Consider the following 20,684-nt stretch of genomic DNA (forward strand, 5'->3'; position numbering starts at 1 on the left):
GATTTGGCAATAACCTGCACATTATTCAACAGTTAGGGTGGACATACTCATGAAATTATCAGAATCATCCTGTGATATAAAACCATCAAATCATTTGGGAAATCCGCTTGCCCCGGATTTTGGATGGTGTATTAATCGGTGTTTGTTTTGCTGCCGCAGGAGCAATTATACAGGGAATGACCCGAAATCCACTGGCTGACTCGGGTTTGCTTGGCCTGAATTCGGGAGCCAGCCTGGCCATGGCGGTTTGCTTTGCTCTTTATCCCGGCTCTTCCTTTTTACAATTGATGCTGTACTCCTTTGTCAGTGCGGCCTTGGCTGTAGTGATGGTATATGGTACAAGCTCCTTGTCCAAGTCTGGCATTACACCAGTGCGGCTTGTATTGGCGGGTGCAGCTGTGACGGCATTGCTGTCTTCCTTGGGCGATACGATCAGCTTGTATTTAATGTCGAGCAAAATTTGGCCTTCTGGTATGCTGGGGATTAATGCGGGGGCCGGGCTAAATGCTGTTTGTATTGCTGTTCCCATCCATGCAAACTGCGAATTCATTATTTTTGCTGCCCGGGCTTTGCGCTGATAGGATCAGGAGCAGCCGCTATTCTAATCTATGCGCTTTCGTACAAAAGGGCGAAGGGATTTCACCGACAAGACAAGACTATTGCTGAGTGGTATTGGTATAGCGGCAGGCATCAGTGCGACAATGATCATCATAACTCTTAAGCTGACCCCTGAAAGCTACACGTTTGTAGCAAATTGGCTGGCTGGAAGCATATGGGGATCGAATTGGAAATTCGTCATGGCGCTGTTGCCTTGGCTAATCATATTACTTCCCTTCGTATACTACAAGATTAATGTAATGAATGTGCTAAGCCTGGGAGACCAGACAGCATCCGGGTTAGGTAACTCGTGGTCATTATTGGTGCACCATACTTCCTGTATCTGCTGAGCCGTTCCAAGGGCTGACACGACAAATAACCTTCAACTCCACTAAGGAAGGAAGTGGGGCTGGAGATTATTTTTATTTTGTGATTGAGCGGCATTTCATCTCAACGGGAGGTATTCAAAGCATGAGCGGTTTGATGGAGCTCTCTGATCATTTTGTGCAACGTATAATTCTCCTGGCGTGTCATACCATGTTGATTTTCCTGAACTAGCAGTTGATGGATGTTTCGTTTCAGAATTTCACTTCGACGTTCCAGCATTTCCGTACTCATAAATACATGAACACTCCCTCTGTTATGGATAACCCTACAATTTTGAAATGATTAAAGACTGGATATAAGGTGTAGCCTTTTGGCTTCTTTAAGTATACCGTGCTGGATGATCTAGGGAAAACGGAGTAAAACAGCAAAATGCTTTTTCTCATCACGCTTGTCGTGCCAACGGCTACTCACCCCATGGGTTCTTAGATATGCTGCCTAATGCTAGTGATAACAGGGGATTAGGCGTAATTAGCCTATTCGGATATTCATCGGCTGTCTGTTGTAATAATATGGAATTAATCAAATTCTGCCGGGGCACGGACTGCGGCTGAGAATCGTTTAAACCGCGCTATATGCGGTTTTTTGGCATGTATCGAGGGAGTTTGACATATGAAAAAGCATGAAACTCAAATAATTATTTCAACATATGAAAAATTGTAAATAGAGAAAAAAAGATGGAATAAGCGGGAAATGGAGCGATTTAACAGCAGTCAAGCGTATAAATTTGATAGGTAATATTACATATTCTTGAATTTTTACACAAGGAAATTGGAGAAAAATGACGAATGCATTAAATGAGATGCACAATGTAAGCCCTTATTTGGAAAGGAAAGGCTTCTTGTGGTGATTTCTTTTTACTATTTTATTGCATGATTGGAGGTGGAGCCAGAAAAAGTCAGTTTGCGTTGAGGCTGTAACGAGATGAAACGGAGGACCGAATTGGCAAGTTTTTGACAGCAGGTATGACGTATGTTTAAACAAAAAGGGAGGATGGCATTCATTGAAAAAGGCAAAAAACAAATTAGGCGTTGCGTGTCTGGCGCTTATGATCGCAGGGGCTTCCTGGCCTGGGATGGCAGCGCAGGTGCATGCGGCACCAAGTGATGAGTACAGCTGGAAGAGTGTAGTTACAGGCGGAGGCGGAGGGTTTGTGCCCGGTATTATTTTTAATGAAAAGGAAAAGGATCTGATATATGCCCGCACAGATATCGGTGGGGCTTACCGCTGGGATGCCGCCAAAGAGAGTTGGATTCCGCTGACGGATTTCGTCGGCTGGGATGACTGGAACAAAAATGGGGTAGACGCGCTGGCTACCGACCCCGTCGATCCCAATCGCGTATATATTGCCACAGGTACGTATACCAATTCCTGGGACAAGGAAAATGGGCAAATTATGCGTTCGACCGATCGGGGTAATACGTGGAAGACAACTAAGCTTCCTTTTAAAGTAGGAGGGAACATGCCAGGACGTTCGATGGGTGAACGGCTGATGATTGACCCGAATAAGAACAATATCTTGTTCTTCGGGGCACGCAGCGGCAACGGTTTGTGGAGAAGTGATGATTACGGGGTGACCTGGAGCAAGGTGAACAGCTTCCCGAATCCCGGCAACTATGTGCAAGACCCTTCAAATGAGTATACAAGTGATAACATAGGTTTGGCCTGGATTACGTTTGATAAAAAAACAGGTTCTTCCGACAAAGCGACTCAGACGATTTATGTAGGCGTCGCCGATAAAAAAGAAAGTGTGTACCGCAGTACGGACGGCGGGAAGACCTGGTCTGCTGTAGCGGGACAACCAACAGGTTATTTGCCGCACCATGGCGTACTGTCCTCGGACGGAAATCTGTACATCACGTATAGCGATGGAGCAGGTCCATATGATGGGACAAAAGGTGAAGTGTGGAAATTGAATGCGGCCAGCGGTCAATGGACCAACATAAGTCCTGTCGCCAGTAGCAGTTCAGACAATTATTTTGGATATGGCGGATTGGCGGTGGATGCGCAGAAGCCGGGTACTCTGATGGTGTCTACGCTGAATTCCTGGTGGCCGGATGCACAAATTTATCGCAGCAACGACAGCGGGGCAACCTGGAGCCCTATTTGGGAATTCGAATATTATCCAAATCGCAAGATGAGATACAATCAGGATATTACAGCCGCGCCTTGGCTGACCTTTAATACGATTCCTGCTCCGCCTGAGGTATCTCCGAAGCTTGGCTGGATGATTGGGGATCTTGAGATTGACCCATTCAACTCAGATCGTATGATGTATGGTACGGGGGCTACAATTTATGGCACCAAAAATCTGACCAACTGGGATAAAGGTGGGAAGATAGACATTTCGGTGGCAGCCAAGGGTATAGAGGAAACGGCCATTCTGGATTTGGTGAGTCCTCCAAGCGGTGCACCTTTGGTGAGCGCAGTCGGTGATGTCTCCGGTTTTAGACATGACGACTTATTCAAGGTCCCGGCTAAAATGCTGGATAATCCAACCTTTGCAAGCAGCGAAAGCATAGATTATTCAGAAGCGAATCCCGGCTTTATGGCACGGGTTGGCAAGGCGGATTACAAAAAAGATCCAAATGCCAAATCCATCGGATTCTCTCATGATGGTGGAGCGAACTGGTATAAAGCCAACAGCGAGCCTTCCGGCACAGCAGGAGGAGGCAGCATTGCTGTAGCTGCTGATGGCAATGGCTTACTCTGGAGCACATCGGACAAAGGGGTATATTACTCCAAGACAACCGGTAATTCGTGGACAGCGAGCACAGGTGTTCCGGCAAATGCCAAGATCGTCTCTGACCGGGTGAACCCGAACAAATACTACGCATTTGCGGCTGGAAAAGTATATGCGAGCACCGATGGAGGGGCTTCCTTTAAGGCATCTGCGGCAAATGGATTGCCAACCCAAGGCAATGCGGATATTGGTGCTGTCCGCGGTGTGGAAGGAGACGTATGGTTAGCTGGAGGCTCCGAGGATGTAGGGTCGTACGGCCTGTGGCATTCCAAGGATTCCGGCGCTACCTTCACCAAGCTGGATAATGTCGAGCAAGCAGACTTTGTCGGCTTCGGCAAAGCGGCTCCGAATCGCACAAATGCGGCCGTATTCATCGTCGGTAAAATCGATGGTGTACGTGGATTTTACCGCTCAGATGATAGCGGCGCGAACTGGGTGCGCATTAATGATGACGAACACCAGTATGCACGCGTGACGACGATTATCGGCGACCCTCGGGTCTATGGACGTGCGTATCTGGGAACCAATGGACGCGGAATACTCGTGGCAGACCGTTTGGGCGGTGAAGAAGCTCCGGCTCAGTCCACGATTACTCCTACGGCTGCAACCTATGGGCCGGACGGCAGCTATAATGATATTTCTGTTAAACTTACACTAAATGGCAATACGTTGGATGAAATCCAGCAGGGCAGCACGGTATTAAAGAAAGGTGAGGATTATAAACTTGACGGTGACAAGGTAACCCTTACCAGCAAGTATTTGTCCACGCTCCCTAAAGGAAACACATCCTTGACGTTCCATTTCAATGTAGGTGGCGATGCTCAATTTGTCGTTACAGTGAAGGGCAACACACCTAGTGACCCGGGAACGGATCCTGGAACTGATCCAGGGAAAGACCCAGGTACTGACCCAGGAAAGGACCCAGGGACTGAGCCTGGAACAGAGCAGGGAGTTCTGAAGATACAGGCATACAATGGAAATTTAATGGACACAACAAATACAATCAATCCTAGAATTAAAATCTTTAACACAGGCAATTCTCGCGTTTCATTAGTGGATGTGACGCTGCGCTATTACTTTACCGTGAACGGGGAGAAAGACCTGAATTTCTTCACAGATTGGTCTAACTACGGTGCATCCAATGTATTCGCCAGCTTTAAAAAATTGTCTCATCCCAAAGCGGGGGCGGATATTTACGCGGAAATCGGCTTTAGATCTACAGCAGGTTATTTAGAGCCTGGTCAAAGTGTTGAGTTGCAAACCCGGATATCCAAGGTGGATTGGACCAATTACTCGCAATTCGATGATTATTCCTTTGACGGTGCCTCAAACAATATGAAGGATTCAACCAAAATAACCGCTTATTTATCTGGCAGTAAACAGTGGGGAATTGAACCGTAAACTGCAAGCTCTGCTTTAGTTCAATGTTCGCAAAAAAGCCAGCCACTCTGAATGAGTGAGCTGGTCTTTTGCGGTCCAAAAAAAGGGTTGAACAATTACCTGCTTAAATACTTGCTTGTAAGTGAATGTGTTGCGCTTAAAAGCTGTTTTGGAATGCCTTCGAATATGACTTTACCGCCATTGCTACCGCCTTCGGGACCCATATCTATGATCCAGTCGGCGTTTCTGATGACATCTAGGTTATGTTCGATCACAATGACCGTATTTCCGGTATCTACAAGGCGATTCATGATAGCCAGCAGATGGGAGATATCCGACATGTACAGTCCGGTCGTCGGCTCGTTCATGACATAGATGCTTCCATTTTCATGCAGTTCGCTGGCCAGCTTGATGCGTTGGCACTCACCGCTCGATCGTGTGCTGAGCGGCTGACCGAGTGTCAGATAATCCAGCCCAACGTCACTCATGGCCTGCAGCTTGCGCACAACCTCTTTGATATCAAAGAAAGAGAGAGCTTGTTCAACGGTCATCTCCAGAACATCAGCGATCGATTTATCGCCTAGTTTGTAGGTCAGCACCTCTTCTTTGAAGCGTTTGCCGCCGCATATTTCGCAGGTTGTTTTTATCGTCCCGAACATCCCCATTGCTGGCGTAGCCTCCCAATTTCCTCCTCCCCATTATTGTTTCAAGTGAAACTTATTCAGGTTCCAATCTTTGTAAATAACTGACTCCCAATTGGACACCAATTAATGACCATTTAAATATAGGACACCATTTGGTGTCGTATAAACTATGATTTTGACAATTGCCTCCTTGACTACATGTTAAAAAGCCTCAGTGCGATATTCCCTTTACACAAATTCGAAGGCCCCAAAACGGTTATTCAATAATATGATCGTTTGGCTATGCAAAGAGAAAGGGGGCAAAGATCGCATCATCCAAAGCGCTGATCTACCTGCCTGCTGACGGACCAGGGTCATGAGCAAAATACCGCATTGTTGCGGTTCTTTTTTGTTTTTCAGAAACGAATTAGGATTAGAAGCTGGACAAGGCTGGCGGGCTTTATTTATACTTAAAAAGCGCCCCAAATAACTGCGTATAATATAAATTATACGCAATTTAGGTTTAAAACGACTTTCATAATCCCTTTTGCATAGTCTTTGTCGATTGGATTGTCTATAAAAAGGGGGCGAAAACTGGCGTTTTGCATCATATTTCAGGATATGAAGTAAAGAGGAGGGAATCAGGGTGAGCAAGGAGCAACGCCATAGGAATCCAGACACGATGGATGAAACGGATGAAATATACACTGAGGAGATCGAAGCTTTTTTAATCTGGATGAAGGATGCGGGCTATACCATACATACACAAAAAAACTATTTGGGAGATGTAAAGCAGTTTTTACGCACGCTGCGGGAAAAACCACTTCATCAGGTCAAAAAAATTCATGTGATGTCGTACCTGTCTCAAGCTCGGGAAAGTGGGGCTGGCGAGCGTACCCGGAATCGGAAACATGCGGCGGTGAACAGCTTTTTCAAAGCACTGCAGGAATTTGAATTGAGCAGCACAAACCCGGCGTCTGGAATCAAGAAAGCAAAGACCGTAAAAAATCGAATGCCTGTCTATCTGGATGAAAATGATATCCGGCCATTTTTGCTTGCGGTGGAAGGAAAATATGCCAATCGCAATACGGCTATTTTTCTGCTTATGGTTTATATGGGCTTGCGAGTAGGGGAGGTCCATGCTTTGAATATCGCGGATTATAGCCGGGAACGGCGCACCTTGGATGTGTTTGGTAAAGGACGCAAATGGCGTACGCTTCCAGTACCGGAAGCCGCATGTGATATTATAGACCGCGCCTTGGAGGAGCGATTAACGCCGTGGATAGGCAAGGAGGATGCGATGTTTGTATCGCAAAAAGGCCGCCGGCTGGCGGTGCGCTCTATTCAGCAGATTGCAACAGAAACATTTGAGCGTTTCCAGCAGAATAAGGGTGCGGCAGGCCGAGTGGCATACTCCAGCCATAAGCTGCGGCATACGTTTGCAACGATGCTTTTGCGAAAAGGGGCCGATCTGCGTACGGTGCAGGAGCTGTTGGGACATTCATCTATCCAGACGACTACTGTGTATACGCATGTCACGGATCGGGAAAAGGAAAAAGCGATGGACAGACTGGATATTCAGGTGCCGATGATATAATCATGAGAAACAATCATAAACGAATAGGGGTACAGCCGAGATACATGTAAAATCGGGCCACATACTGGATTCAATTTCCAGATGGGACCCGATTTTTATACTGGTATCTCTTCTTCATATTCTTTGAGCCATAAGCGAATGGAAAGCAGCACCAAAAAAGCCATGAACATGTTCGCTGTTTTTTCATAGCGGGTGGCCAGGCGTCGATAGTTTTTTACTTTGTTGAAAAAAGCATTTAATTCAGTGTCGCTCTTTATACGTCTCCGAATCTAAGCGAACGCTTTACCCTCCGATTGCGTTTGGAAAGTACCCCAACCATTGAAAGGACTTTAACATGAGTATGAGGCTGAGTACGGGAACTACTCCTTTGGCCACACGATGAGCAAATTGATTTTCTTCTGGAGTAACGGTGTAGACATTACGTAATTCTTTCAAAGTAGATTTCTTTTGAATCTCGGATATGCTGTACGTTCTATAGAGGCCAAACTAACCTACTCTCTTTACGTGATTTTATTGTTGTTTTTTCAAATAACGATATATTGTCGGTCTGGATATCTTTAGCGTTTTGCAACATCGTCAACTGAATGCTTTGAATCATTAAGTAAGGAAATAGCCATAGCTACTTTTTTATCATCCATTATTTTAGGGCGACCACCTTTTGACCTCTTGCTCTTGCGGCATTTAATCCAGTATTTGTTCTCTCACAAATAATTTCTCTTTCAAATTCAGCCAGTGCACCAAAAACATGAAATATTAACTTTCCTCCGGAAGTTGTCGTATCTATGCTTTCCTGTAATGATTTAAAACCAATCCCTTTTTTATGGAGTGAAGTGACCGCTTCAATTAAATGTTTAAGTGATCTCCTAAGTCGATCCAGCTTCTAGACAAACTAGTGATTTCTCCCTCTCGCATATAGGCAATTGCTTCATCCAGTCCAATTCTGGATGATTTTGATCCACTGGCAACGTCTTCATATATTATTTGGCAACCGATTTTCAATAGAGTATCTTGCCACTCCATTGTCTTCAAATATACTTTAAGTGTCTCATAACTTTAGTCAGTAATGATATTTTGATTTTGATATAGGTTTTGTAACAGGAATATGAATAAATATCGTAACTTTTGTGAGGGGGATTTCATATCAAAAATGGTCGTTTTTGGTACTTTTTAGCAGAGATTTTCATTAAATATCTAAAAATTCTAATCGACATTATTATCATCATGTTGACAATAATGCAGAGTACTGTTATCGTGGTTATTGTCAACATGGTGACAATAATCAAAGGAGCATTTTATGGACTATTCTCAAGCGCTTAGAGAGCTGTATTTCATGCAGCAGACTTACGCAAATTTTTTTACCGTGACAAATAAGTTGCAAATGCAAGGCGACACCTATTTTGAGAAACTAACATCACGACAGTACATGATCATGCTGGCCATAGCCCATTTGTCAGAGGATGAAACAACGCTTATTAACATTTCCAGGAAAATGGAAACTAGCAAACAAAGTGCCCAAAAGCTGATTGCCAACCTGGAGAGTAAAGGATATCTCGTATCGATGCCAAACAAACGGGATAAACGGGCGATTAACGTTGCGATCACCGAATCTGGTAGAAAGGTGATGGTGGAATGTGGCGAGAAGGCAGTAAGACTGATGGCAGATACTTTTCAAGAATTCACAACGGAAGAATTGGAAATATTATGGACTTTATTAAAAAAACTCCATAGTAAAGACAATGAAAATCAGCCTGGATTTGAAGAAGATGTCAATTATAAATTTGACGATCTTCAAGGTTTTCAAGAGGTGCAAATCCGTGCGTTAGATCATTTTATAGCACGCAGAAAGCATTTATAAGTGCGATTATTTTAAGGAGGTTTCACCAAATGAAATTACATATTAAACCCATTGTTGCGCTTGTTGACGAAAAAATTGATATTACTGTCACAGAGTTGGAGCCAAGAGCAAAGCTGAAAATTATCGCATCCATGCATTTTCCATGGGCTGTAAGTGAAAAGTATGAATCATTCGCTTGGTTTACAGCAGATTCAAACGGTCATGTTGATTTATCGAAGCAGAAACCTGATTCCGGAACATATGACTATATCGATCCTATGGGGCTTATTGCATCACTGCGGAAAATTCATAGTGAGGGAGGCAACATCGCTCATAATATATCCATCGACGAGAATATATTTATCGATATCGTATGTGAATCTGAACAAGAACGAGAATGTGTAAGAATAGAGCGTATGTTCAAGCTGCCCGAATTGAAGAGGCAACTGATTACGGATGAATTTAAGGGCGAACTGTTTTACACAGCAAACGCTAAGCACCAGACGATTATCATGTTGGGCGGATCTGATGGACAACTAAGCGCTCTTTCGCTAATGGCAGGACCACTGGCGTCCAGAGGCTTTAACGTTTTAACCGTTGGATATTTTAATGAAGAAGGATTGCCTAAAAAGCTTGAAGAAATTCCTCTTGAATATTTCGAAAAGGTGTTTGATTGGGTTAAGAACAATCCATTAACCCAGGGGAGTAAAATCTATGTACACGGCACATCGAAAGGAGGAGAATTGGCGTTACTGCTGGCTTCGAGATACAACGTCATCTCTAAAGTGGCAGTTTCTGCGCCCCATGCATATTGTTTCCAAGCCTTAGACGGCCTTATGGCTGGCAGAAACGTTTCATCATGGTCGAATGGAGGAAAATCATTGCCATTTATACCCGTTGATAATAACATTTTTTATGAGCATCAGCGCAATTGTGCAGAAAAGAATATATCTTTTGGATTGGCTACCACATATAATGAGAGCGTGGAAAGGGCAAGAAATAGAGAAGATGCTCGAATTAGAATAGAGAATGCCCATGCAAATCTATTGCTGATTGCGGGTCACCAAGATAATGTTTGGAATACTTACGATGCATGCATAGAAATAATGAGTATTCTCAAAAAGACCAATTATAAGTACAGATATGAACTCTTGGATTACAAGGATTTAGGTCACTCACTACCAATACCGTATATTATCCCCTTGAGCGAAACATTGAACATAAAAATGGGATTAGGCATGTTTACCTGCGGCGGTACATTAAAAGGGAATTCTTACGGTCAATTCGATTCTTGGCAGAAGACAATAGAATTTTTCATGAATTAATTATAGACAAAAAATGTCTTATTTATAATTACCAAAAGTCACATCATATGGATATGTAAAATAAAGGAATGAAATGAAACATAATAATTATTATGTTAACCTAAGTTTTATTATAAACTTAGATAATGAATCTTAAATATAAAATGTAGAATCTGCAAGCGGGCTGCTTTTTACAGCATCCAGCTTGCAGATTTTTAATTATGCATCCCGTCTAGGACAGCTTCTGTTTAGTCAGACTATACGACTGTATTTGCATTAATCTTCCGGGGGCGTTTCAATGATCAAACCCGGGACATGTTTACGGCCTAGAATCTTCCGTTTTTTGCGGTTTTCCTTGGTTTCTAAAACAATGTCCAGATCATAGTCATCAGGATACAATTCAGTTGCGGCAATGTGAAGGACGAGCCTCTTTTTGTTAATGGTCAGCTTTTGGCCTTTGATCAGAATCCCTACATTCCCTCGTTCATCCTCCGTTTTACATACGATTCCAGTTCGATTAAGGTAGCCTACAAAAACACTATCGCCAAGCGCAAGTGGTCTGCTTAGGGCAGGGCATTTTGGTTCCTTCTGTTTGGTGACCGAAGGGTCTAGAACCGTTTTCTCATCATCAAGGCCGGGAGGAATAACGAACGATTCCTGTGTGTTCAGAGACGTCCGGCCAGCGGAAATGGCCTGAGAACGCTCAATAATACGATTCCACATCCCCAGCTTTAAGGCAATAGCGTATGCGTAGCTTTCCCCGGCCTCACCGATTCGAAGGCGGTACAAGGGCTGTAGCGTTTCAGTGTCGAACTCCATGCGGGCATTTTGAAATCCGGGTGTATGTTCGGCAAAATGCTTGATTTCACTGAAGTGTGTTGTAGCCACTACCGTTGCCTTGCGGCGGTGGAACTCTTCCAGCAGGGCGATAGACAGACCCACACCTTCTCCCGGATCTGTGCCGGAGGCCATTTCGTCAATCAGAATTAAGGTGGAACTGCCCGCTGCTTCCAAAATGCTGATCATGTTGCGCACATGCGCTGAAAAGGTACTCAATGCATGTTCTATGCTTTGTCCGTCACCGATGTCCACCTCGATATTTTCGAATACAGCCATGCGGCTGCCCTCCAACACAGGGACCAGCAGTCCGGATTGCACCATTAAAGTTAAAAGGCCAACACTTTTGAGGGCCATTGTTTTTCCGCCTGTATTTGGTCCGGTAATAATGAGCGAGGAATAGCCTTTGCCGATTACAAAATCAAGTGGAACCATGGTATGCGCCATTAACGGGTGGCGCGCGCCCCGGATCTCTATAATCCCGTCCAGGTTAAGCTCGACAGGAACAGCATCCAGAGTCATGGCATATTTGGCTTTGGCTAATAAAAAATCAAGCACACCCACCGTCTCCGTGTTAATATTGAGCTCCCGGTTGTATGATTCAGCAAGTGCTGTCAGTTCTCCTAGCACTTTCATTTCTTCTTTTGATTCTTCTGCCATGTTGGCACTCTGATCAAATTGCAGACTGACAATTTCGGCAGGCTCAACGTAAACCGTTTGTCCGCTTCCTGATTCATCCAATACGCTGCCTTTCACCTGCTTGCGAAATTCTTTTTTGATGGGAAGCACATAGCGTCCTCCGCGCTGACTGATCATATTTTCCTGCATGATGGATCGATGGCGGCTGGTGAGAGCATCGAGCTTCCGCTTTATGCGTTCTTCAGTGACTGCTATTTTTTTGCGAATTTTAGCCAGCTCTTTACTAGCGTTATCCGCCACTCGTCCTGCATAAATACATTTTTCGATTTCAGAAAGTAGAGGCTCCATAACGTACATGGAAGAAGCATATGCACTTACAGTTGGAGCGACATCTGCTTTGGAGTTCATGTATTTTATGAACTGGCTGCAGCTTCTTATAAACTGGGCCAAGTGTGCAAAATCGCGTTCGCTGAACAAATATCCGGTCCCCAGCAAATGAAGAATGTGCTCCATTCCTTCCAGGGAGGGGATCGGAACGCTTGCTCCGTGGCGTATTAACTGTAAAGCTTCGTTCGTTTCATTCAAGCGAATCCGAATGGTACGAATGTCTGTCATAGGAGTCATGGAAGCGGCATGACGCTTACCGAGGTAAGAAAAGGCACATTGGGATACGCTGGTTCTGATCCGGTCGTATTCCAAGCGCTGCATTGTAGCTTTGTTCATTAAAATCTCTCCTTTAATTGTGGCTCAAAATTTTTGGATTCTTGCTGCAAAAGAAAAAAAGGCGGAGAATGAACAAATCGTTCATTCTCCGCCCGCAAGGAAAGAGGGGAGTTATCGTCCAATAGACCTGTTATTCAGCTTTTGCAGTTCCAATTTTAAGGTTTTCCATCATGCACGCATCAGTTCATGTGAAAGTTATTCAGCATGGTGAATGGAAGAGGTATAAAAAGGAATTTTACAAATCTGAAAACAAAAAAACCGCGCTGAACACAGCACGGAATAAGGTCTAGATGAAAATAATCCCGAAGGCGATTCATGATATCCGCTGTTCTTAACTAATATCAGGGTAAAAGCACAGCAACAAACAAACCTGCTCCCGAAAGGTACAAGTGCCTGATGGTCTTCCCTGAATATGCAATTGCTTAGTTAAGAACACTCACCGACATCAAAATCTCTCCCTTGATTGAAGATATACCCACACTATACGATTAGACAGGCTCTAAAGTCAAGGTTAACAATGAGCAAAACCTAAAGCGAGAAAAAATATGCAGACAGCATGGAAAATAAGCAACACATAATTATACGTAATATATATTATGTTAACTTAAATTTTTCACTCTGGGAGAGCATAGGATTTCTCAGATACAATCATTAAGAAAACCACCCCCGGGAGGATGGCAAATCATATCTCTAGGGGGCGGTTCTTGTGCTGTTATTCATCGGCTATGACAGCTTGTACAGACTGTCTTTCACGAAGCAATGGTAATAATAGTATCACTCCGACTAAAAACAAGCCGGCGCTCATGGTATAAACGGTGTCCAGGGAGAATTCGCGTTTGAATGTTCCGCCGATACTCATACCGACGACCATCATCCCGGAGAACAGGGGAGAGAGGGCACCACCGACGCGGCCGATAAAAGCAGCTTCTGCATTTTTCATCATCATGGTAGTGATACCAATATGAATGCAAGGATAAAATAAGCCGCTGAATACTTGTAATGCCATTGTCAGCACAATATTGTGCGACCATCCGACGCCAAAGGCTGACAGTGCACTGGCCAAAAGTCCAGTCACCAGCAGCATTTGAGGCTGCACTTTTTTGGTAACACCCATAATCATGCTGCCCCCTATCAGCATAGCCACTCCGCCCGCCATTAACGGCCATTGCAGAAATTCCTTTTTCTGTCCAAGGTTCTCTAAGACGACAAAAATCATTAAAGGCTGAATAAGTCCGACGGCCAGCCCAATGACGGTAAATGTTCCCCCAAGCGTGCGAAGTGTACGGTTATTCCATACATAACGTATTCCTTCTTTAAGTTCTTGAATGAAATGAGTTGGATAATCAACTATCTCAAGCTCTTGTTCATCTTGTGGAATTCGAGTCAGTACAAGCGCTGAGATAAGAAACACTATTCCTGTTATAGACAATGAAACAGAAATTCCAAAGTGTTGATAAATAAATGTACCGATAACAGGGCCTATAACCATAAATAAAGACATGAGCGACTGAAAAAGGGCCATGACTCCCTGAAGCTGCTCTGGTTCCACATGCAGTTTAAGCAATTTCATCGCAGATGGTTGAGAAAACTGAGATAGAATTGCAGAGAAAAAAGTAGACAGTAATAATACTTGCCATGAGCCGTACCACAACGCCAATAACACGATGAAAATGGAAGCAGCCGATAACAGATCACAGCTGATCATGGTTCGTTTGGGTCGCCAGCGATCCGCAAATGTGCCCCCAATGATGGCAAACAGAAAAATGGGTGCATATTCTGCTACCGAAATGAGCGATACATACATGGGATCATTATGAGTCAGGTCGGTCACATACAACAGGATGGCAAAATTTCGCACCCAAATGCCTAAATTGAGCAGCGCATTGGAGGCGATGATGGCCCTTATATATGGATTTTTAAACAACAGATAACTCTCCTTTTCTCCTCTCTCAGGATCATATCCTTGAAAGTAGTTCGTTATATTAAATAAACAAAACTTAATTTTGTCTATCTAATAATAGATAATATAATGAAACGTCATCGTTAAGTCAATTGTTTTTTTATAATCGGGAAGAGCTGGCTTTACAAAAATTGATTTGATGAACGGCACTTTAAGAGGCTAAGGTGAAATTAAATGAATGGAAAAATTACGTTAAAATGATATTCGTATCAAATTAATATTTAAGTTTTCATAATATTTATTATGTAAACTTAAATATGCAGCTTAACGGTGTAAATTTGAACTCGGATGTACCTTTTAAATCTGTAATGATATAATTACGCGTACATGCCTGAAAAGGAGCGTAAAGAACGTAAATGAACTTTCAAGTGGATTTTTTATCTTTTTTTGTGATTCAGGTAGACGGAAAAGAAGGACAAGGCGGCAAGTCCTACAAGCATTATGCTACGATGGATGACTATGATTATGACGAAAGTGATGTTAAAAAATTTCTGGACGGGGAATTTACCCGAATCAGCAAACGGAAGGTCGAGAAAAATCCAAGCACTGAGCAGGCTCCGACCAAAATCGGCCGTTTTATCGTTGAACCTGAGCATGATCTAAGCAGCAATCCGAATTTCAATATGTTTGCCCGGCTGCGAGCGGCAGAGGATAAGGAAGATTTTAAAAATGCATGCGACGATCTGGTGCGTATGTATCTGGATACAAGCGCAGTACGCGGTGGGGCGTTGATCATTGTACAGGCTACCTTAAATACACACTCGGATGACCCGTTTATTTTTGTGCTCAAATGCGATTTTGAACCCAAAATTGCCCGGATATCGGAAAGCAGTCTGGTCAGCGAAGTTGAAATGGCCATTTCCGCGCGTAATATGAAATCCATTATGTATCCTTACATGCTGGAGGAGGGGATGCATGATGAATGGGAGCTTAAAATTCACCAGTCCTCACACGCCCGGTATTTTGAGGATTTTCTGAAATTTGTAACCTATGAGCAATCCATGCCGGAGATCGTTAATGAGCATGTCCTTGGCTTTGTGCAAAATTATGTAGAATCCAAGTGGCCCGATGCTGCCAATGAGGAAAGACAGCAAGAAGAGCGCGAATTGGAGCTTTGGGCGGCTAGTGAAAAACGGGATTTGCAAGAAAAATGGGAGCCTCTCCAGGTCGTAGAGGCTGCGCAGCAGATTGTAGAGCTAAAGCCGGAAATTGAAGTTCGCTTCAAGCTGGATGATGCGGCTATACGCGGGCTGCTGTCCGACTTCGGGGCCAAGCTGCATATCACAAAGCTGCATGATAGATATGCGCTTATCATTGAAGGCGACGCTTTTACATTTGAAAAGGGCTTTTCGCCGATTGAGCTGCTTCAACCGGAATCGTTTGCAACGGTGGCGGAGCGGCTGCAAGAGAAACACCAGCAAGATGCTGAAGCTGCGAGTGAAGATACGCCGCCCTGGTAATTCATGAACAGAGTCTAGTGTCTTTAGACAAGTTGAATTCATAAATAAATGTTGAAGAACTGGCCTCCCAGCTGGTGTTTCCGCCGGGAGGCCAGTTTTTATTTCCCTTTTATTTGAACTATAACTGTAGTTTACTGATTTGCTCTTTAAGCTTGTCAGCAGATTGCAATAGTCTTGTCCGCTCCTCGTCATTGAGTGGAAGGTCCAAAATTTCGCGTACCCCGTTGTGATCCACGATACTTGGCACACCCAAATATACGTCAGATACTCCGTTATAATCTTCCAGTAAGGTGGACACATTAAGTACAGACCCTTCGTCTCCGAGAATAGCAGCTACGATCCGGTCCAGAGCCAGTCCAATGGCGTAAGAAGTTGCGCCTTTGGCATCTATAATTTCATAGGCTGCATTTTTTGTGCTTTCGAAAATTTCATTTTTCGTGTTTTCGTCCAGATCTAGCGGAGTTCCTGCAACGTTGGCGGTACTCCATACAGGCAGCTCGGAGTCACCATGTTCACCGATAATATGAGCATGGATACTGCGCGGGTCAATGCCTTTTTGCTTACCGATCAAATAACGGAAGCGCGCGCTGTCCAATAGCGTACCTGAGCCGATTACCCTGCTTGAAGGCCAGCCGCTGCGTTTCCAGGATATGTAGGAAAGAATATCGACCGGATTGGTAGCAATCACCAAAATGCCGTGTGTGTTTACCTTTACAATATTATCAATAATGCCTTCAAAAATTTCAGCATTACGCTTGAGCAGATCTATACGTGTCTCTCCCGGTTTTTGCGAAGCACCCGCCGTAACGATAATGATATCTGCATCACGGCAATCTTCATAATCCCCGGCCCACACTTTGACACCACCGAGAAAAGGGAGCCCATGATTCATATCGAGCATTTCCCCCTTCGCCTTTTTGGGGTTGATATCAATAAAGACAAGTTCTGACATGCGTTGGCGCAGCAGCAGGGTATAACCGGTCGTAGTGCCGACCGCTCCCATGCCGACAATGGCCACTCTGCTTCGTTTGTAAGGTTTTAAGCTCATAAAATCCGCATCTCCTTCTAGGTTGTATGCTTTTTTATTTTGAGAATTTATTCAAATTTTATCTTTCCAACTTAGTTTACCGTATATGTGCGCTTGATTGCAAAGAAAATATGACATTTCCCCTTGACTTTACAGGAGGACTCGCTAATAATTAATCGAACGATAACATGCACTAAAGCGTTGCAGCAACGATTTACGTATGAAATTATGGAAAGAGGATTATGTAAATGGACTTATTTCGCAAAAAAACAGAGCTACTTTCACATGAGGAAAATGGCTCTACAGGAAGCTTGAAGAGAACAATGAACGCTTTTGATCTTACTATGCTGGGTGTAGGCTGTATTATCGGTACGGGGATTTTTGTCATTACTGGCAAAGCGGCAGCAGAAAATGCCGGTCCCGGATTAATGCTTTCTTTTGTAATCGCAGGGATTGCCTGTGTACTGGCTGCCTTGTGCTATGCAGAGCTCTCATCTACCGTTCCCGCAGCGGGTAGCGCTTATGCATACAGTTATTTTGTTTTTGGAGAAGTTCTGGCCTGGGTGCTGGGCTGGGACTTAATTCTGGAATATGGTGTGGCGGCCGCCTCAGTGAGCAGTGGCTGGTCTGCTTACTTTCAAGGCTTGCTGGCAGGGTTCGACATCCATTTGCCGCTTGCACTAACCGCAGCCTACGATTCGGCTAAGGGAACCATTATTGATCTGCCTGCCGTGTGCATTATTATGCTTATCACGCTATTACTGGGTCTTGGGGCGCGGGAAACCGTTCGGTTTAATTTTTTGATGGTTTGTGTCAAAGTCGGGATTGTGTTGCTATTTATTGCAATCGGCATCTTTTATGTTAAGCCGGTCAACTGGACGCCATTTTTGCCTTTTGGATTTTCCGGTGTTTTTAGTGCAGCAGCGATCGTATTTTTCGCTTATCTGGGATTCGATGCAATCTCAACTGCGGCTGAAGAGGTACGCAATCCACAACGGACCATGCCAATCGGCATCATTTCTTCGTTGGCGATTTGTACGGTACTCTATATAGCGGTTTCTATCGTACTAACAGGAATGGTGCCTTATACACAGCTGGGGGTAAGCGACCCTGTTGCGTTTGCCCTACGCTATATTCATCAGAATTTTGTCGCCGGATTAATTTCAGTCGGTGCGATTGCGGGGATGACTACCGTTTTACTGGTGCTGTTGTATGGTCAAACACGATTAATTTTCTCAATATCCCGCGACGGGCTTTTACCGGTATTTTTGTCTACAGTAAATTCCAAAACTCAAACACCGATCCGAAGCACCTGGTTGGTCGGAAGTATCATCGCCTTGGCTAGTGGATTGTTTCCGTTACATGCACTGACCAATCTGACGAGTATTGGGACTCTGTTCGCTTTTGCGGTGGTATCGGTGGGAGTGATCGTACTCCGAAAAAAACGACCGGATTTGAAAAGGGGATTTGTCGTACCATGGGTTCCGGTGATTCCCATTTTAAGTGCGCTCGTGTGTATCGGTCTGATGCTTCAGCTCCATATCAGCACCTGGATCGGATTCATATTGTGGCTTCTGCTTGGGTTGTTGATTTATTTCTTTTATGGATACCACCAAAGTTTGTTGAATCGTAAATCTTAATTCAATTTGTATGAAACAAGCCGGCATTCTGCACTTTGGTGCAGAACCGGTTTTTTTGTCACAAGCGCGAAAAGTGTCACATTAGGGCGTTTATGTTATAATTTTGTTTCAGATAAGCTTTTGGCACGGGATACCGCATGCCATCGAGGGAGGATTTTATATGAGACGGCGCTGGCGTGCGCTCCTGGGGGGAGTAATGCTATTAACAGGCTGCCTGTTGACAGCCTGTTCATCCGAAGCTCCACCAGCTGTAACGAAACCCCTGGTTGAAGAACCCGACGATCAGGGACAAACTATTACAATTAATCCACCGGTAGCTCCAAAGCTGGGTGATCCAAACGCCAAATATATAGTTCAGACACGAATCGCGGATTTTCATTTGATCAATAGCAATGAAGGCTTCGTTTGGGGAGTGACCCGAAATGAGTTTCGGCTCTATTATACGCATGATGGCGGAGAGACCTGGAATAATATCTCTCCTTCCGAAAACGTCCAATTTCAAGACAAGCTCGAATATGGAAAGGATATCAGCTTTTCTGATTCCCATCATGGTTGGGTTGTTCGGCAAAACTTGGAGAAAACGGCGACGGTTATACTTCGAACGGCTGATGGAGGGCAGAGCTGGGATGTGTCAGCGCTTCCAAATGGGGAACACGTGAGTTCGATTCAATATGTGAATCCGATGACGGGCTGGATCATGGCCTATGTAGACCTGAATGAGCAGGATCAACAAAAACTGTTATATCACACCACTAATGGGGGAGCCACCTGGAAAAAGGTTGCACAGAGTTCGAGCATGGTATCTCAAGAATCAGGCTCGGGGTTGCCCGATCAGGGCAGTCTGGCAGGAATGGGTTTTTCCTACAGTAATCAAGGCTTTGTAGCGATCAATCTCGATAGCAGTGTAAAGCTGTATAGGAGTTCGAATCAAGGGAAAATCTGGACCCCGGTAGCCAATCGAATGCAGGGCTGCCCGCAGGCCAAAGCAGAAGCCCAGCAGTCCCTTAAGGGCAACAGTTCCTCGTATTGGGTTCCGGTTCTCTGTTATGGGGATCACGGCACACAGTATAACGGGCTGTTTACTGCTGATGCAGGCACACGATGGAATAGTATGTCTTTGGGTCTGAGCAGCAGCAGTAAGTCAATTCTCCCTGGGCGTACTTTTCTTAATGAAAAGGAAGGCTGGATTATAAACCAAAATGGAATGAGCCGCACACTGGATGGGGGAAAGACGTGGACAAGCCTCTCGGGCAACAGAGTGCTGGCTTCGAAGCTAAAAGATTACCCTCGGGCGGTCAAGCTTCGTTTTGCTTCATCTTCTGTAGGCTGGCTGCTTCTCGAACGTTTGGATGATAAGAAATCGCTATTATTGAAAACGACAGACGGCGGTGTAAACTGGAGAATTTTATAGCTTTTGAAAGGTAATGGCCCCGGGCTTTTTTCCTCATCTTGCAGCTTATAAAGAGGCATGCAGACATGAGAAAATTAGCGCGGGGCGTTCTATTTTAAAAAATTTAAATTTTTTACGACATTATGTGAAAATAATCACAATCTAGTGAATGACGCGCTGATATACTGAACCTATAAACAACAATAGGAGTGATAATCATGAGAGCGAATCAAGATCATATGTTAACCCAATACTACCTTCAATTTTGTTACACTTGCCAGGATGCCTACGGCTGCACGACTGAAGAGGACTGCAAGCTGTGCGCAGAGCGCTACGCAGAAACTGAGGATTGTGACGTTCTCGATGAGACGCAACGTTATCTCCAGCTTGTACATGCTTAAATCAATGTACCATTCTGATATCGCCATATCTTGAGCCTCCCGGATCATTCCGTGGAGGCTCTTGGCGTTCTTAAGGGTAATGATCAAATTTGGGCAGGCAGCTACATATACTGTTACAGAAAGCTTGGGTCAGGTGAGATGCCCG

The 20,684-nt window shown here is 44.4% G+C and carries 14 protein-coding genes and 3 pseudogenes; 10 read left to right on the forward strand and 7 right to left on the reverse strand.

Annotated features, from left to right (window positions below):
• Window positions 1-80: 80 nt before the first annotated feature.
• Together JO375_RS24830 and JO375_RS17785 are read left to right on the forward strand one after the other, a co-directional pair.
• Window positions 81-481 (forward strand): annotated as a pseudogene (locus JO375_RS24830) (FecCD family ABC transporter permease); the annotation flags it as partial.
• A 127-nt stretch (window positions 482-608) separates the two neighbouring features.
• Complete coding sequence (locus JO375_RS17785) at window positions 609-947, forward strand: iron chelate uptake ABC transporter family permease subunit (protein ID WP_377530910.1); 339 nt, start codon at window positions 609-611, stop codon at window positions 945-947.
• A gap of 100 nt (window positions 948-1,047) precedes the next feature.
• Here the strand turns inward: JO375_RS17785 and JO375_RS17790 are convergent, their stop codons facing one another.
• The gene (locus JO375_RS17790) at window positions 1,048-1,215 is read right to left on the reverse strand and encodes a hypothetical protein (protein ID WP_229525712.1); all 168 of its coding nucleotides are present in this window, start codon (window positions 1,213-1,215) and stop codon (window positions 1,048-1,050) included.
• A gap of 769 nt (window positions 1,216-1,984) precedes the next feature.
• Between JO375_RS17790 and JO375_RS17795 the strand changes: the two genes are divergently transcribed.
• The gene (locus JO375_RS17795; protein WP_229525713.1) at window positions 1,985-5,125 is read left to right on the forward strand and encodes a X2-like carbohydrate binding domain-containing protein; all 3,141 of its coding nucleotides are present in this window, start codon (window positions 1,985-1,987) and stop codon (window positions 5,123-5,125) included.
• 95 nt (window positions 5,126-5,220) lie between these two features.
• On the opposite strand, the pseudogene JO375_RS17800 reads toward JO375_RS17795, so the two are convergent.
• Window positions 5,221-5,754: pseudogene (locus JO375_RS17800) on the reverse strand (excinuclease ABC subunit UvrA); the annotation flags it as partial.
• Between the two features lie 619 nt (window positions 5,755-6,373).
• Here JO375_RS17800 and JO375_RS17805 point away from each other — a divergent pair.
• Window positions 6,374-7,324 carry a tyrosine-type recombinase/integrase gene (locus JO375_RS17805; protein ID WP_229525714.1) on the forward strand — a complete coding sequence of 317 codons (951 nt, stop codon included), beginning with the start codon at window positions 6,374-6,376 and terminating at the stop codon, window positions 7,322-7,324.
• A 300-nt stretch (window positions 7,325-7,624) separates the two neighbouring features.
• Here the strand turns inward: JO375_RS17805 and JO375_RS25120 are convergent.
• Together JO375_RS25120 and JO375_RS17810 are read right to left on the reverse strand one after the other, a co-directional pair.
• Window positions 7,625-7,809: pseudogene (locus tag JO375_RS25120) on the reverse strand (DUF4158 domain-containing protein); the annotation flags it as partial.
• Between the two features lie 152 nt (window positions 7,810-7,961).
• A complete protein-coding gene (locus JO375_RS17810) occupies window positions 7,962-8,201 on the reverse strand; it encodes a recombinase family protein (RefSeq protein WP_322098755.1) in 240 nt (79 codons plus the stop codon).
• A 417-nt stretch (window positions 8,202-8,618) separates the two neighbouring features.
• Here JO375_RS17810 and JO375_RS17815 point away from each other — a divergent pair, with 417 nt between their 5' ends.
• Both JO375_RS17815 and JO375_RS17820 read left to right on the forward strand, forming a co-directional pair.
• Window positions 8,619-9,179, forward strand: coding sequence for a MarR family winged helix-turn-helix transcriptional regulator (locus JO375_RS17815; protein WP_229525715.1), 561 nt, complete (start codon window positions 8,619-8,621; stop codon window positions 9,177-9,179).
• Window positions 9,180-9,208: 29 nt separating this feature from the next.
• Window positions 9,209-10,483: an acyl-CoA thioesterase/bile acid-CoA:amino acid N-acyltransferase family protein gene (locus JO375_RS17820; RefSeq protein WP_229525716.1), complete on the forward strand. Its 1,275-nt coding sequence runs from the start codon at window positions 9,209-9,211 to the stop codon at window positions 10,481-10,483.
• A 255-nt stretch (window positions 10,484-10,738) separates the two neighbouring features.
• On the opposite strand, the gene JO375_RS17825 is transcribed toward JO375_RS17820, so the two are convergent.
• Window positions 10,739-12,661 (reverse strand): endonuclease MutS2, encoded by a 1,923-nt coding sequence (locus JO375_RS17825; RefSeq protein WP_229525717.1) that lies wholly within the window; start codon window positions 12,659-12,661, stop codon window positions 10,739-10,741.
• 712 nt (window positions 12,662-13,373) lie between these two features.
• Entirely contained in the window at window positions 13,374-14,585 is a 1,212-nt protein-coding gene (locus JO375_RS17830; RefSeq protein ID WP_229525718.1) for an MFS transporter, read from the reverse strand.
• A 392-nt stretch (window positions 14,586-14,977) separates the two neighbouring features.
• On the opposite strand from JO375_RS17830, the gene JO375_RS17835 reads away from it, so the two are divergent.
• Complete coding sequence (locus JO375_RS17835; RefSeq protein WP_229525719.1) at window positions 14,978-16,081, forward strand: DUF3900 domain-containing protein; 1,104 nt, start codon at window positions 14,978-14,980, stop codon at window positions 16,079-16,081.
• Between the two features lie 118 nt (window positions 16,082-16,199).
• Here JO375_RS17835 and JO375_RS17840 read toward each other — a convergent pair whose 3' ends face one another.
• Window positions 16,200-17,129: an L-lactate dehydrogenase gene (locus JO375_RS17840; RefSeq protein ID WP_229525720.1), complete on the reverse strand. Its 930-nt coding sequence runs from the start codon at window positions 17,127-17,129 to the stop codon at window positions 16,200-16,202.
• Between the two features lie 227 nt (window positions 17,130-17,356).
• Between JO375_RS17840 and JO375_RS17845 the strand changes: the two genes are divergently transcribed.
• The 3 genes from JO375_RS17845 to JO375_RS17855 all read left to right on the forward strand — a co-directional run bounded on the left by JO375_RS17845 (window position 17,357) and on the right by JO375_RS17855 (window position 20,539).
• Entirely contained in the window at window positions 17,357-18,748 is a 1,392-nt protein-coding gene (locus JO375_RS17845; protein WP_229525721.1) for an amino acid permease, read from the forward strand.
• 160 nt (window positions 18,749-18,908) lie between these two features.
• Entirely contained in the window at window positions 18,909-20,159 is a 1,251-nt protein-coding gene (locus JO375_RS17850) for a WD40/YVTN/BNR-like repeat-containing protein (RefSeq protein ID WP_229525722.1), read from the forward strand.
• A 197-nt stretch (window positions 20,160-20,356) separates the two neighbouring features.
• Complete coding sequence (locus tag JO375_RS17855) at window positions 20,357-20,539, forward strand: hypothetical protein (protein ID WP_229525723.1); 183 nt, start codon at window positions 20,357-20,359, stop codon at window positions 20,537-20,539.
• The last annotated feature ends 145 nt before the right edge of the window (window positions 20,540-20,684 follow it).

Origin of the sequence: Paenibacillus farraposensis, assembly GCF_020736845.1 — a bacterium.
Taxonomy (GTDB): domain Bacteria; phylum Bacillota; class Bacilli; order Paenibacillales; family Paenibacillaceae; genus Paenibacillus; species Paenibacillus farraposensis.